The organism is Phragmitibacter flavus (genome assembly GCF_005780165.1).
Lineage (GTDB): Bacteria > Verrucomicrobiota > Verrucomicrobiia > Verrucomicrobiales > Verrucomicrobiaceae > Phragmitibacter > Phragmitibacter flavus.
In genome coordinates, this window is record NZ_VAUV01000019.1 from 78,581 (window position 1) to 92,682 (window position 14,102).

The 14,102-nt window shown below is 58.4% G+C and carries 11 protein-coding genes; 9 read left to right on the forward strand and 2 right to left on the reverse strand.

Translation table 11 applies throughout. The annotated features are described in order from the left end of the window. Positions 1-127: 127 nt before the first annotated feature. Positions 128-1,192, reverse strand: coding sequence for a BRO-N domain-containing protein (locus FEM03_RS24850; protein ID WP_206171099.1), 1,065 nt, complete (start codon positions 1,190-1,192; stop codon positions 128-130). A gap of 465 nt (positions 1,193-1,657) precedes the next feature. Next, positions 1,658-1,927 (reverse strand): hypothetical protein, encoded by a 270-nt coding sequence (locus tag FEM03_RS21015; RefSeq protein ID WP_138088278.1) that lies wholly within the window; start codon positions 1,925-1,927, stop codon positions 1,658-1,660. Here FEM03_RS21015 and FEM03_RS21020 point away from each other — a divergent pair. From FEM03_RS21020 to FEM03_RS21060, 9 genes are all read left to right on the forward strand, one after another. Then, entirely contained in the window at positions 1,926-2,429 is a 504-nt protein-coding gene (locus FEM03_RS21020; RefSeq protein ID WP_138088279.1) for a hypothetical protein, read from the forward strand. The two genes, FEM03_RS21015 and FEM03_RS21020, sit on opposite strands and share 2 nt — an antisense overlap. A 441-nt stretch (positions 2,430-2,870) precedes the next feature. After that, positions 2,871-3,467: a chemotaxis protein CheW gene (locus FEM03_RS21025; RefSeq protein WP_166443046.1), complete on the forward strand. Its 597-nt coding sequence runs from the start codon at positions 2,871-2,873 to the stop codon at positions 3,465-3,467. Then, on the forward strand, positions 3,448-4,842 hold the full coding sequence (locus FEM03_RS21030; RefSeq protein WP_138088281.1) for a CheR family methyltransferase: 1,395 nt from the start codon (positions 3,448-3,450) through the stop codon (positions 4,840-4,842). The genes FEM03_RS21025 and FEM03_RS21030 overlap by 20 nt, the downstream gene beginning before the upstream one ends. 17 nt (positions 4,843-4,859) lie before the next feature. Next, the gene (locus tag FEM03_RS21035; RefSeq protein WP_138088282.1) at positions 4,860-5,435 is read left to right on the forward strand and encodes a chemotaxis protein CheW; all 576 of its coding nucleotides are present in this window, start codon (positions 4,860-4,862) and stop codon (positions 5,433-5,435) included. 16 nt (positions 5,436-5,451) lie between these two features. Next, the gene (locus tag FEM03_RS25720) at positions 5,452-7,083 is read left to right on the forward strand and encodes a methyl-accepting chemotaxis protein (RefSeq protein ID WP_138088283.1); all 1,632 of its coding nucleotides are present in this window, start codon (positions 5,452-5,454) and stop codon (positions 7,081-7,083) included. 34 nt (positions 7,084-7,117) lie between these two features. Further along, on the forward strand, positions 7,118-9,304 hold the full coding sequence (locus FEM03_RS25725; protein WP_138088284.1) for a hybrid sensor histidine kinase/response regulator: 2,187 nt from the start codon (positions 7,118-7,120) through the stop codon (positions 9,302-9,304). 78 nt (positions 9,305-9,382) lie between these two features. Continuing rightward, positions 9,383-10,462 carry a chemotaxis-specific protein-glutamate methyltransferase CheB gene (gene cheB / locus FEM03_RS21050; RefSeq protein WP_240772864.1) on the forward strand — a complete coding sequence of 360 codons (1,080 nt, stop codon included), beginning with the start codon at positions 9,383-9,385 and terminating at the stop codon, positions 10,460-10,462. Continuing rightward, complete coding sequence (locus FEM03_RS21055; protein ID WP_138088285.1) at positions 10,459-12,561, forward strand: response regulator; 2,103 nt, start codon at positions 10,459-10,461, stop codon at positions 12,559-12,561. Before cheB ends, FEM03_RS21055 begins: the two co-directional genes overlap by 4 nt. Positions 12,562-12,625: 64 nt before the next feature. Beyond that, positions 12,626-13,789, forward strand: a complete 1,164-nt coding sequence (locus FEM03_RS21060) for a TMEM43 family protein (protein WP_138088286.1) — start codon at positions 12,626-12,628, stop codon at positions 13,787-13,789. The last annotated feature ends 313 nt before the right edge of the window (positions 13,790-14,102 follow it).

A 14,102-nucleotide genomic window follows, 5' to 3' on the forward strand; every position in this document is an offset into this window, starting at 1 on the left:
TGGGACGCACAGACTGGAAGTCTGTGTTACTGTTGAGGGTGAATGCCAAGGGGGACTGAGACTGAGGACAGGCAGCTGCGAAGCCGCGAAGCGAATGCCTGACCCACCCACAGGCTGAAAGCCTGTGTCACGGTGGGGAGATGATGGGACAAGGGTTGAGAACGGTCGCCTTTTTCGCGGGCTTGTTGAAAATGGTTGAGAAAATGAAGATGAAGAAGGTATATTCCAGATATGAGCACAGTGGCCGAGATCGAGAAGGCCATCTCTCTTTTGCCGTCGGAAGATTTTCTGATGTTGGGGAGGTGGTTTGATGAACAGCGCAATTTGCGTTGGGATGGGCAGATGGATCGTGATGCGGAGTTTGGAGCATTGGATTTTCTTGCAGACGAATTGGATGGTCATCTTTCCAATGGGGAGGTGCGTCCGCTGAATGAAATCCTCCGCCACTCCTAGATTTTGGAAGTTGTATGAGGCTCTGCCGGTGGCGGTTCAGAGGAAGGCTGACAAGGCTTATGGTTTGTGGCATGAGAACCCTTATCATCCGTCGTTGCACTTCAAAAAGGTGGGAAGGTTTTGGAGCGTGAGAGTGGATGACAATTTCCGAGCCATTGCCGAGGTGCGGGACGATACGGCTTACTGGTTGTGGATTGGCGACCATGGCGAGTATGAGTTGTTGATTGCCAGGAAGCGGTGATGGCGGCGCAGAGGGCAGTGGTGGTGGGCCGGGCCGGCGGAGGGGCCAGTGTGGAACCTGGCGGTCCTGGGGCAAGGCGTTACATTCTGCAACGGTTTTGATGCCACTTTCGGGATGGACGTGGTGAAGGCAGGTGGCGAGTTCGGGGTCTTCGATTTCTTCCAAGCGTTCATAGCCGACTTTGGCGAGCCAGAGTTTGAAGGGTTCGGCCTTTGGGGAGGGGATGGACTGGATGAGGCGAAGCATGCTTTCGGCGTTCGCGGCGCGAATGGGGCGGATCTTGCCGTCGGCACCTGGCATGGCTACCAGGGGACAGTTTGTCCCCTGGTAGGTGTTGAGGGTTGAGTCACGCTTTCGGAGCTTTTTGATGTGGTCTTTGACGTTGATCGAGCCGGTCAGGACTTCGACGACATCGTCGATTGAGAAATACCATTTTTCATCGGTCTGATTCCAAGCGCGGCGGACTTGTTTTTCTTCAAAGAGGGCGAGGGTGCTCATGATTTTTGGGGGGCGGGGAGAAGTCGGGAGTCGGAGCGACGGGGGACGGATTGCACAGGCGGCAGGTGAGATTTTTTTATTCCATCAATATGTTCAGAGTATCGGGGGTGAAGATTTTCGTCGATGCTGAATGGTGATTTTTTCGATCTTTGGGGGAGATGGGGAGTTCTTGGTTCTTGGTGGTTGGTTCTTGGTTCTTGGTTCGGAGTGATGGAGTGATGGAGTGATGGAGTGATGGAGTGATGGAAGGCGGAAGTCGGAAGTGGGCAGTGAATATTTTCAATGTGTGACCTTGTGTCACGGTTTCCATGCCTTCGTTGGATAAATCTCGGCGACGGCGGATGGGGGCGAGCGATCCGCTGCAACGCCAACACGGTATGGCTCGATTGGAAGGGAGGTGAAAACTCTCCGGGCTAGTGAAGAAGTGCAGACTTATTTCTGAGACGCAATCACCGGCGAAAATGATCAGGCGGTTGTCGCGAAATCTGCGGTTTCCAATTCTGTTATGGCGATCCGTTTGGAACTCGGGGTGATGCTGGCTCGGAAATGAACTGGGATTTCTTCGCTTTCGCCGTCCACGGTTAGGGTGACGATGCCGGACCGGGCTGGGCTGCTGAAAAAGTCCTTGAGGATAAGAAAATCCGGTCCCATTTGTGCCACTTGCAGCAACTGGTTTTCGATGCGCAGGACCATGTTTACTGTGGAGCTGTGACCGATGGATTTTTGATTGACCATGTCGAAGAAAAGTTTGCTGTCTTCCGCCGAGTCCTACGTGGCGACCCAAGGGCTGGAGCTGACGGGCAGCCTTGGCAATGGTCTGGATGGTAACATTTGGAAGGTTCGAAGCAAGAAAAAGCGCATTTCCTGGGCTTTGAAGATTCACGCAGAGTGGCGGGGATATCGCTGCGAACGCGATTGTTATCAAAAGCTTTTGGAGCATCAAGTCAGCGAGATTGAGGGGTTTCATGTGCGGGTGATGGTTCGCACTGATGACCAGTGGCTTGCGATTGAAATGTCGATTGTGGAGCGGCCTTTTATTTTGGATTTTGCGCAGGCGTTCTTGGATATCGAGCCAGAGTTTCCTGAGGAGGTTTGGCAGGAGCGTCTGGAAACTTGGAGTGAAAACTACGGGGAGCACTGGCCTCGCGTGCAGCGGGCTTTGTATGAACTGGAAGGGATCGGTATTTACTATTTGGATGTGCATCATCAGAATGTTTCTGTCGCTGTTGCTGACTGATGCGGGGAGGTTTAATGAGGGGGTGAGAGGTTAAGGATGGGGATGATGAACCTGTGAGCTGTATCTTCTCATACCCGGCGGGTTGAGTTTTGTGACGAGATATTGGAATTTTTTGGTTTGTTGGTTGGTTATTGGTGGTGGGGTAACGAGGGGGTGGGAGTGAGGGTTGATGATTGATGACGGACTGGAAGTCCGTCTCACGCACCGACTGGAAGTCCGTGTTACCTTTGTGTTTGGCGGTAGAGATGGGGGACGGACTGAGGACAGGCAAAATGCCTGTCCCACCCACAGGCTGCAAGCCTGTGTCACGGGGGATGACGGGTGGGAGACTGAGGACGGGCTGCAAGCCCGGCGCACCCACAGGCTGCAAGCCTGTGTCACTCACGGACAATTTTGAAAGTGATTGATTGTTATTAGGTGGGGTTTTGGCATTTTAGAGGGGTGTTGAATTTTGATCATGCAAAGAAGAGGGGCGAGGGGGCGACTTTGATGTCGGACTTTGAGGATGATGGGTGGTCGGGGACGGTGGTGGTGTTTGAATTACAAGGGATGAAGCTGGGGGTGAAGACGGAGGTGGTGAAGAGGGTGTTGCCGAGGGTGGCGCTCAGGTTGGGGACTGAGGTGGTGCCGGTTCTGGAAGGATTTTTGGAGCTGAGGGATGAATGGGTGCCGGTGGTGAGGCTGGATCGGTTGTTGCGGTTGAATGCGGGGGAGCGGGAGGTGGGTTTGAGCTTGAGCTTGAAGGGGCAGTTGATGGTGGTGAGAGATGGGGAGAGGACTCTGGCTTGGGGATGTGATGGGGAGGTTTCGTTGCGGAAGTGTGGGGCGGGGGAATTGAAGGTATTGCCGAAGGATCATGCGCTGAATCACGCGGCGGGTTGGGTGCTCGATGGGGTGGTGATTTTGGAGCCCGAGTTGCTGCTTTTGGAGGAAGAACGGGTGAGGCTGAAGGAGCTCGGGGCGAGGATGGAGGAGCGTCGGAGTGAGGTGATGTCGGTTGGAGAGGAGGGCGCGAAGGATGGTCGAGAGGGTGCTTGAGGATGGGGGGTTTGGAGCGCTGAAGCACTACGTCATTGAGGTGACGGGGCTGGAGTATTATGTGGATCGTGAGAAGGACCTGGCGGCGGCGGTGGTGCGGGCGCTGGATGGGGGGGAGTGGAAGTCGGCAGTGAGTTATCTGGCGGGTTTGAGGCAGCCCGGAGGGATGGCGATGGACCGGCTGGCGGAGGAGTTGACGATTGGTGAGACGTTTTTTTTCCGTCACACGGAGATGTTCACGGCGCTGCGGGAGCATGTGTTCCCGGAGGTGCATGCAAGGAAGGAAAAGGAGCGGTCGATTCGGATCTGGAGCGCGGGTTGTTCGGTGGGGGCGGAGCCGTATTCATTGTCAATTTTATTGCGGTCGGAGCTGGCGCATTTGTTTCTGGGATGGCGGATTGAGATTGTGGGGACGGACATCAACCGGCGGTTTTTGAAGATGGCGCGGGAGGGGGTGTTTGAGCCCTGGGCGTTGCGGGGATTGAGTGAGGAGGTGAAGGGTCGGAGTTTTGAGAAGAGGGGCAAACGCTGGGGATTACAGAAGCGGTTCATGGAGGGGGTGCGGTTTCAGCAGCACAATCTGGTGAGGGATGCGTTTCCTTCGCTGGGGAATGAGTTGTTTGGGTTTGATCTGATCATTTGCCGCAATGTGATGATTTACTTTGGGAGGGAGAATGTGCAGCGGCTGGCGGATCAGTTTCACCAGACTTTGTTGCCGGGAGGCTGGCTGGCGGTGGGTCATGCGGAGCCGCATCAGGAGATTTTTAAGGAGTTTGAAACGGTGATGACGCCGGGGGCGACTTTGTATCATCGGCGGTCGGCGGGCGGAAGGGTGAGGAAGTCGGCGGTGGCGTTGTGTGAGGCGTGGAAGCCGGTGGTGTTGCCGAAGAGGGAGGTGGAGAAGGTCGAAGTTTTGCCGGTGCAGGAGATGCTGCTGTTGCCGCCGTTGCCGAGGCGTGAGGTGGAGGTGAAGGGCGGGATGGAGGAGTGGACGGAGTTGCGGGTGCTGGCGGATGCGGGTCGGTTTGCGGAGGCGAGTGAGGCTTGCAAACGGCTGCTGGCGTTACGGCATTTTGACAGTCCGGGTTTGTATTTCATGCATGCGTTGTTGTTGCAGCAGTCGGGCAAGGTGGGGGAGGCGCATGAGGCGTTGAAGCGGACGCTGTATCTGGATCGGGAGCTGGCGTTGGTGCATTACCATTTGGGGTTGGTGTTGCAGAAGCTGGAGCGGGGGGCGGAGGCGAAGCGGGCGTGGCGCAATGCGTTGCTGCTGGTGGAGGGTTTGGCGGAGGATGAGGCGATCCGGTATGGGGATGGTTTGACGGCGGGTGATCTTCGTTGCTTGATTGATCAGCAGGCCGGGCGGGTGATTTGATGCGATGATGTATTGATATGAGTGAGGTGACTTCCCCAATTTCTTCGATTGACTGGCAGGTGGTGCGTGCGCGGCTGGCGGAGAGCGAGGGGAAGCTGGCGGAGGTGATGAGTCCGGATGAGGCGCGGGTGCGGACGATTTTGGAGGAGCGGGCGGCGCGGTTGCGGCAGGAGGTGGGGGGCGCGGCGAGGAATCGGGAGGAGGAGCGCAAGTTGTTGCTGGTGAGGGTGGGTGGGGAGCGGCTGGCGCTGGAGTTGGGCGCGTTGCGTGGGGTGGAGGTGTTGAAGAAGGTGTCGCCGGTGCCGGGCGCGTCGCGCGAGGTGTTGGGGGTGATGAATTTGAATGGGGAGTTGCATGCGGTGTTAAATCCGCTGGGTGGAAAGGGTGAGGTGGGGGAGTTGTCGAAGTGGGGGGTGGTGTTGCGGCATGAGCGGCTGAGGGTGGTGCTGGCGGTGGAGGAGTTGTTGCGGATGGTGACGGTGGAGATGAAGGGGGCGGAAGAGGTAATGATGGTGGAGGGTGAGATGACGGTTTTGCTTGATGTGGCGGAGCTTTTCAACAAGCTGGAAGAATCGATGGTGGACAGGGCATAAACTTTTTTAACACTTCATGAGTTCGACGATAACTAAACCAAGGGGATGGATGTGGGGCCGGGTGGCGACGAAGATCACTTTGATCTCGGTGTTTTTTGTGGTGGCGCTTGGGGCGATCATCTGGTTCACGGCGGAGGCGGTGAATGCGCAGGAAAATGATGCGCGGATAATCCAGTTTGTGGGTCGGCAGCGGATGTTGCAGAAGCAGCATGTGATTGAGGTGCTGTTGTTGATGCAGGGCAAAACGACGCGGGCGGCGCTGGATGAAACACGGGCGCTATGGCGGGATACTCAGGACAAGCTGATCAATGGGGGTGAGGTGCAGGTGCGGATGGGAAGCACTGAGCGGACAAGGATTCCGGCGGCGGCTGATCCGGTGTTGTTGTCGAGGTTGGAGAAGCAGAGGGATAATATTGAGGAGGCGATCAAGAAGGCGGATGCGTTGCTGAAACTGGCGCCGGAGAGTCCGGAGTATGCGGTGGTGTTGCAGGAGTTGCAGGAGCTGGATGAGGTGATGCAGGCTTTGGGAAGTGAGAATGCGCATGGGTTTACGCAGTTGTTGTTGGACAAGATTAATGATTTGGTGGACGCGGAGGTGACGATTGGGATTATCGTCAGTGCGGCGGGGTTCTTGTTTGGGTGGATTATCAGCCGGGAGATTTCGAAGCCGTTGCAGCAGGTGGTGAGGTCGGCGCAGGCGATTGCGGAGGGGAATTTGCGGATCGATAAGCTGAATCTGGACCGGGCGGACGAGGTGGGGATGCTGGGGGAGGCATTTGATCACATGCTGGACAATTTGAAGGGGTTGAGCGGGCAGATCGCGGGGGTGACGGAGAATGTGAATTCGGCGACGGCGGAGATTTTGGCGTCGACGCAGCAGCAGGCGGCAAGCACGCGTGAGCAGGCAGCGACGGTGCAGGAGGTGACGACGACGATGCAGGAGATCACGCAGTCGGGCACGGAAATCACGGACCGGGTGAAGCAGGTGGCGGCTTCGGCGGAGGCGGCTTCGACGGCGAGCAGTTCAGGGATTGCGGCGGTGCAGAACACGAACCGGTTGATGGAGAATGTGCGTCAACAGGTGGAGGAGGTGGCGCTGAAGATTGTGTCGCTGAGTGAGAAGACGCAGGTGATTGGAGAGATCATCAACACGGTGAATGACATTGCGGAGCAGTCGAATTTGCTGGCGTTGAATGCGAGCATTGAGGCGGCTTCTGCGGGGGAGCAGGGCAGCCGGTTTTCGGTGGTGGCAGGGGAGATGCGCAACCTGGCGGAGCGGGCGAAGGAGAGCACGGTGCAGGTGAGTTCGATTCTGTCGGATATTCAGAAGGGGATTAATAGTTCGGTGATGCTGGCGGAGGAGGCGGTGAAGCGGTCGGAGTCGGGCAAACATCAGTCGGAGGTGGCGGAGAAGACGATTCACCAGATGATGCAGACGACAGTGGACAGCATCAATGCGTTCCAGCAGATCATTGGCGCGACGAGTCAGCAGCAGATCGGATTTGACCAAGTGGCGCAGGGGATGCGGGACATTCGGATGGCGGCGGAGCAGAACGCGGTGGGGACGGGTCAACTGGAGCAGGCGCTGTCGAACTTGAATGTGTTGAGCAGTCAACTGCGGCTGGCGGTGAGCCGGTATCAGGTGTGAGGTGTGATTTTTGAACGGCTAGCTTTTTTGTATCGTGGCTCCTGAAGATATTCAGCAACGTGTGCTTCGTGCTTTTCAGGAGGAGCACCGGGAGCACATTGCGGGGATCCGTTCGATTTTGCGGGGATGGCCGTCGTTGAAGGGGGAGGATTTGGAGGAGATGCTGCGGATGGCGCACAGCATGAAGGGTGGGGCGCGGGTGTGTGATTTGGAGGTGGTGGAGCGGTTGACGCATGATCTGGAGCAGGTGTTTTCGGAGTTGGGCAAGAAGGGGGAGGTGCCGGACGAGGGACAGCGGAGGAGGATTGAGCGGGTGATGGCGGCGGTGGAGGATTACATGGCGGTGCTGGCGGGCGGAGGGCAGCCGGAGGTGCCGGTGGAGGCGTTTGCGGAGCTGGGATTGAGGGTGCCTTCGAGGGTGCAGAGGGAGATGGAGGAGATGCCGGTGCCGGCGGTGAAGCCGGAGGGGAAGGTGGGCAAGGTGGCGAAGCAGGACACGTTGCGGGTGTCGGCGACGCATTTGGACCGGTTGTTGCAGTCGTCGAGTCAGGTGCTGGCGCAGTCGATGCAGCAGCATGGGGTGGGGGTGGAGTTGCAGGAGGTGGCGGCGGTGCTGGATGATTTGCAGAGGCAGTGTGACGTGGTGCGGTCGCGCGGTGAGGAGGCGTTGTCGCCGAAGGTTTCGGGTCCGGGGACCTTGCAGGAATTGCAGCGCGGGATGGCGAAGTTGTCGCGGGTGGTGAGGGGGTTGCGGACGCAGCAGCAGCAGAGTGCGCGGGCGTTGCGGGTGTTATCGGGGAGGTTGCAACAGGATGTGCGGGATGCGCGGATGGTGCCGGCGGGATCGGTTTTTGAAGGGTTTCCGAAGATGGTGCGGGACATGGCGGGGGATGAGGGCAAGGAGGTGGAATTCGTGGTTTCGGGCATGGAGCGGGAGGTGGACCGGCTGGTGTTGCAGGGGTTGAAGGATGCGGTGATGCACACGTTGCGCAATGCGGTGACGCATGGAATTGAGTCGCGGGTGGCGCGGGAGTCGGCGGGGAAAAATCCGGTGGGTCGGATCGGGTTGGAGCTGGAAGTGACGGGCAACCGGGTGGTGCTGAAGGTGTGGGATGACGGTCGCGGGTTAAATGTGGATTTTATCCGGAGAAGGTCGCTGGAGGCGGGATTGGTGAGTGAGGACGAGGCGCGGGCGATGAGTGCGGAGGAGGTGCGGGCGATGGTGTTTCAGCCAGGGTTTTCGACGAGGAAACGGGCGACTTCGAGTGCGGGTCGGGGCATGGGGATGTCGGTGGTGAGGGAGGCGGTGGTGAGGTTGCAGGGTCAGGTGGCGGTTCGTCCGGGCGTGCCGTCTGGAACGGTGGTGGAGATGGTGGCGCCGTTGAGTGCGGCGACTCATCGCTTGCTGCTGGTGAAGGCGGCGGGTCAGGTGTTTGCGATTCCGAGCGGGGCGATTCAGCGCTTGTTGCGGGTGAAGCAGGAGCTGGTGGAGACGGTGGATGGGAAGGCGGCGGTGTGGATGGACGGACAGGCAGTGTTGCTGGCGGGATTGGCGGATGTGTTGGGGGTGGGCAAGGCGGAGTTGGTGGTGGAAGCGGGCGGGGTGCGGGTGGTGGTGATGTCAATTTTGGGAAGACGGCTGGCGGTGGCGGTGGATGGATGGGTGAAGGAGATGGATGCGTTGTTGCTGCCGTTGCCTTATCCGGCTTCGGCTTCGCCGTTTTTCTCGGGCGGGGTGGTGATGGAGGATGGTTCGGTGACGCTGGTGGTGCAGGCGGCGGAGTTGATGGAGCGGTTCAAGGGCAAGGGCTTGAGTTATCGGGAGGAGGATGTGGCGGCGTTGATGGAGGAGGCGCGGCGTCCGGTGATTTTGGTGGTGGATGATTCGTTCACGGCGCGGACCTTGCAGAAGAACATTCTGGAGACGGAGGGGTATGAGGTGCGGCTGGCGGTGGATGGGGTGCAGGCATTGGCGGCGCTGCGGACGGGGCGTTTTGATGCGGTGGTGTCGGACATCCAGATGCCGCACATGGATGGGTTTGAGCTGCTGGAATCGATGAAGAGGGATGCGCGGCTGAAGGAGGTGCCGGTGGTTTTGGTGACGTCGTTGAACAGTGAGGAGGACCAGATGCGCGGGCTTTCGCTGGGGGCGGACGCGTATCTGGTGAAGCAGAAATTTGATCACAAGGACCTGCTGGGTGTCATTCGGCAGCTGGTATGATTATTATGGATGAGATAGGATCGATTGCGAGTGTGGGTGCGAATCCACAGAGCCAACCCCTATTATCTTAGTGAGTTAATGAAGATTATTTCAGTCATGATCGTTGAGGACTCGCGCGTGGTGCGGGAGTTTCTTGAATGCATCATTGAACGCGACCCACGCTTGAAGGTGGTGGCTTCGGTGGGGACGGGTGAAGAGGCGTTGAGGGTGATCCGCCACGCGGTGCCGGATGTGATTTCGATGGATATCCGGCTGCCGGGGATGAACGGGCTGGAGTTGACGAAGCGAATCATGACGGAGCAGCCGACCCCGATTGTGGTGGTGTCATCGGAGGTGGAAGATGAGGAGTTGAAAATTTCGATGAACGCGTTGCGGGCGGGGGCGCTGGCGGTGGTGCAGAAGCCGGTGGGGGTGTCGCATGCGGATTATGAAAAGGTGGCGCAGAGTCTATGCACGCGGCTGGCGATCATGAGCGAGGTGAGGGTGATCCGGCAGCGGGTCTCGCTTAGGTCGGAGGCGGTGGATGTGTCGTTGTCGGCGGGGTTGGTGAAGCGGATGGAGGATCGGGTGATGGTGAGGCGTCCGGCGATTTTGGGTCTGGTGGCGTCGACGGGAGGGCCGAGTGCGCTGGTGAAGGTGTTGAATGATTTGATGGCGAATTTTCCGGTGCCGGTGGTGTTGGTGCAGCACATCACGCCGGGGTTCATGCGGGGTTTTGTGAAGTGGTTGAATGAGGTGGTGGCGCAGGAGGTTTTGGAGGCGGAGGAGGGTCAGCGCATGGAGGCGGGGAAGGTGTATGTGGCACCGGCGGAATGTCATCTGGCGATGTCGGAGCGCGGAGTATTGCGGCTGGATGGGTCGGCGATGGTGTCGATGCAAAAGCCGTCGGGAACGGTGTTGTTCCGGTCGATGGCGAAGGTTTATGGCGCTGAGGCGTGCGGGGTTTTGCTGACGGGGATGGGCGAGGATGGGGCGCTGGGGATGAGGGACATTCACGAGGCGGGTGGATTAACGATTGCGGAGCACGCTTCGACGGCGGTGGTGTATGGGATGCCGGCGGCGGCGGTGGAGCTGGGGGCGGTTTCTGAGGTGTTGCCGTTGACACAGATTGGTGGTCGGCTGAATGAGGTGTTTGGAATGAAGGGGTCGATGACATGAGCGGACTGGGCATTTCACATATCATGCTGGTGGAGGATTCTCCGACGCAGGCGACGCGCATGCGTTACGTGCTGGAGGCGGAGGGCTGGCGGGTGACGTGGGTGATGTCGCCGCAGGAGGCTTTTGTGAAGCTGGCGGAGGACAAGCCTGACTTGGTGCTGCTGGATTTTTATCTGCCGGGGATGCGCGGGGATGAGGTTTGTCGACGAATTCGAAGGAACATTGACACGCGGAATTTGCCGGTGGTGATGCTGACTTCGGAGGATACTTCGGATGCGGAGTTGCGGGGGCTGGACAGCGGGGCGGATGACTTCATTGCGAAGTCGGTGGACCCGGAGTTGTTGATTGCGCGGTTGCGGAATTTCCTGGGTCGGGTGAGCAAGCAGTCGGAGATTTTGACGGATGCGGTGGCGTCGTTTCGTTCGCCGCGGTTGCTGGCGATTGATGACAGCCGGACGTTTCTTGCGAGGTTGCGGATTGAGCTGGAGAGCGAGGGTTATGAGGTGGAGACGACGGATGATCCGCAGCATGGGGTGGACCGGATTTCCAAGGGGGGATTTGACGGGGTGTTGGTGGATCTGATGATGCCGCGCATGGACGGATTTGAGGTTTGTCGACACATCGATGTGTTGAGGAAGCAGATGGAAGCGCCGCCGGTGACGGTGATTTTGACGGGTCGGGAATCGAAGGAGGACCAGACGCGGGCGCTGGAGGCAGGGGCGGATGATTTTATTGGGAAGTCGAGTGATGTGTCGGTGTTGAAGGGGCGCATCCGGGCGTTGTTGAGGCGGAAGTTTTTTGAGTTGGAGAACCGGCGGATTCTGGATGAGCTGAGGCAGAAGGAACTGGTGGCGGTGCGGGAACGGGCGGCAAAGGAGGCGGCGGAGGCGCGGGCGAGTTTGGTGGAGGAGTTGGAGAAAACGGCGGCAGAGTTGAGGAGGTCGGAATCGGCTTTGCAGCAGGCGAACGAAGCGAAGGACCGGTTTCTGGCGGTGTTGTCGCATGAGTTAAGGACGCCGTTGACGCCGGTGCTGGCGACGGTGTCAATGCGTCAGGATGACGCCCGATTGCCGCAGGAGTTGCGCGATGAGCTGTCGATGATCAAACGCAATGTGGAGCTGGAGGCAAGGTTGATTGATGATCTTTTGGATCTGACGCGGATCACGAGTGGCAAGCTGGAGATTCGTTGTGCGGCGGTGGACATGCGGGGGTTGGTGGAGCATGCGATGGCGATCTGCCAGGCACCGGATGCGAGCGCGGCGGCACCGATTTCATTTGAGTTTGAGGCGAAGGATCGGTTTGCGTGGGGCGATGCTTCGAGGCTGACCCAGATTGTTTGGAATCTATTGCGCAATGCGGTGAAGTTCACGCCGGTGGATGGTCGGATTGAAGTGCGGTGTTTTAATGAGGGGGGTGAGGATGGAGAGATTGTGGTGGAGGTGAAGGATACGGGGATTGGCATTGAGCCGGAGTTGTTGCCGGAGATTTTTAATGCGTTTGAGCAAGGGGGGCGAAAGGTGACTCGGGAGTATGGCGGGCTGGGGCTTGGGCTGGCGATCAGCGAGGCGATTGCGGAGGCGCATGAAGGGAAGCTGACGGCGCAGAGTGCGGGGAAAAATCATGGCGCGACTTTTCGGCTGGCGTTGCCGGTGTATCGGGGGGACCAAATTGCTGAGGCGGGAACAGCGGGGAGTGAGAGATTTGAGCAGTCAGATAACAAGGGGAAGGTGAGTGCGGAAGGACTGCGGATTTTGTTGGTGGAGGATCATGGGGACACGGCGAAGGCGTTGACGATGCTACTGAAGCGGCGCGGGCACACGGTGAATGCAGTAGACACGGTGGGAGAGGCGGGGAAAGTGGCGGGCGAGGGGGAATTTGATTTGTTGATCAGCGATTTAAGTTTGCCGGATGGGACGGGTTATGAAGTGTTTGAAAAGGTGATGGAGCAGCAGAAGATTCCGGCGATTGCGTTGAGCGGGTTTGGGATGGAGGAGGATGTGCAACGCTCGAAGAGTGCGGGGTTTGTCGATCATTTGACGAAGCCGGTGAGCATTGCGGCGCTGGCGGCGGCGATTGAGCGGTTGTTTCCGGTGAGGTGAAGTGAATGGAGTAGGAGGAAGAGTAGGAGTTGCGGGCGGGGAGTAGCTTGGCTACTTTTTTGGCATGTCTGGTCCTGGAGGTTTTCTTTCGAACTTGAGTTGGTTTGAGCGTTTGCGATCATCCTTCGCGGGGGTGTTGGTGGGGCTGTTGCTGATGGTGATCGCGCTGCCGATGTTGTGGTTCAATGAGGGTAGGGCGGTGAAGCGGGCGAAGAGTTTGAAAGAGGGATCGGGTGCGGTGGTGGCGGTGGATCATGGGCAGGTGGATGGGGCGAACGAGGGAAAGCTGGTGCATGTGAGCGGTCCGGCGACGACGACGGTGGCTTTGGTGGATGAGGTTTTTGGGGTGACGCAGCAGGGGTTGCGGTTGGTGCGCGAAGTAGAGATGTATCAGTGGCGCGAGAATTCCCGGGCCGGGAGTTCTTCACAGGAGGAGGGGAGCGATGAGAAGACGAAATCGGGGAAACGGTATGGGTATGAGAAGGTGTGGTCGGATTCGTTGATTCGGTCGGCGGAATTTGATCATGTTGAGGGGCATGAAAATCCGACGCAGATGCGGTATCGCGCGGAGAAATGGTTGGCGGGCGATGCGATGCTGGGGGCGTTTCGGTTACCGGTGGGTCTGGTGGAGAAGGTTCCCGGGATGGAGAAGTTGTGGGTGACGGAGGGGGACGTGACTTGGGAGGGTGGCGACGTGAAGTTCGCGGACGGAATGGTGTATTTGGGGGCGTCGGTGACGGAGCCAAAGGTGGGGGATTTGCGGGTTGGCTGGAGCGTGGTGAGGACGGGGGAGGTGAGTGTGGTGGCGAAGCAGGTGGGCGGCAGTTTTAGTCCGTATGGGACGAGATCGGGTTCGGATGTGGAGTTGGTGGAACGGGGTCGGTTGAGTGCCGAGGCGATGTTTACCAGGGCGGAGGAACAGAACAAGACGCTGACGTGGGGGATGCGTTTCGCCGGATTTTTGATGATGTTTGGCGGGGTGGCGCTGGTGTTTCGTCCGCTGGCGGTGGTGGGGCATTTGATTCCGCTGGTGGGGCGCTTGATGGATGCAGGATTGACGTTGTTTGCCGGGGTGATGGCGGCGGTGGTGTCATTGCTGGTGATGGCACTGGCGTGGATTGCCTACCGGCCGGTGCTGGCGGTGTTGTTGATTTTGTGTGCGCTGGGTTTGCTGTATGGAGCAACGAAGTATTTTGAGAAGCATGGGCCGCCGAAGTTGATCGGGTGATGGGGGAGGTTTTTGGTTCTTGATCTTCGTTCTTCGTTCTTCGTTCTTCGTTCTTCGTTCTTCGTTCTTCGTTCTTCGTTCTTGGGGGGTGGTGGAATGGCGGTGTCGGAATGCGGAATGCGGAATGCGGAATGCGGAATGCGGAATGCGGAATGCGGAATGCGGAATGCGGAATGCGGAATGCGGAATGCGGAATGCGGAATGCGGAATGCGGAATGCGGAATGCGGAATGTGGGATGAGGACTGTGGAAAGCAAAATGCGGAATGTGGAGGGCTTGGCCACATGGGACTCCAACGAACTCAAAGATGAAAC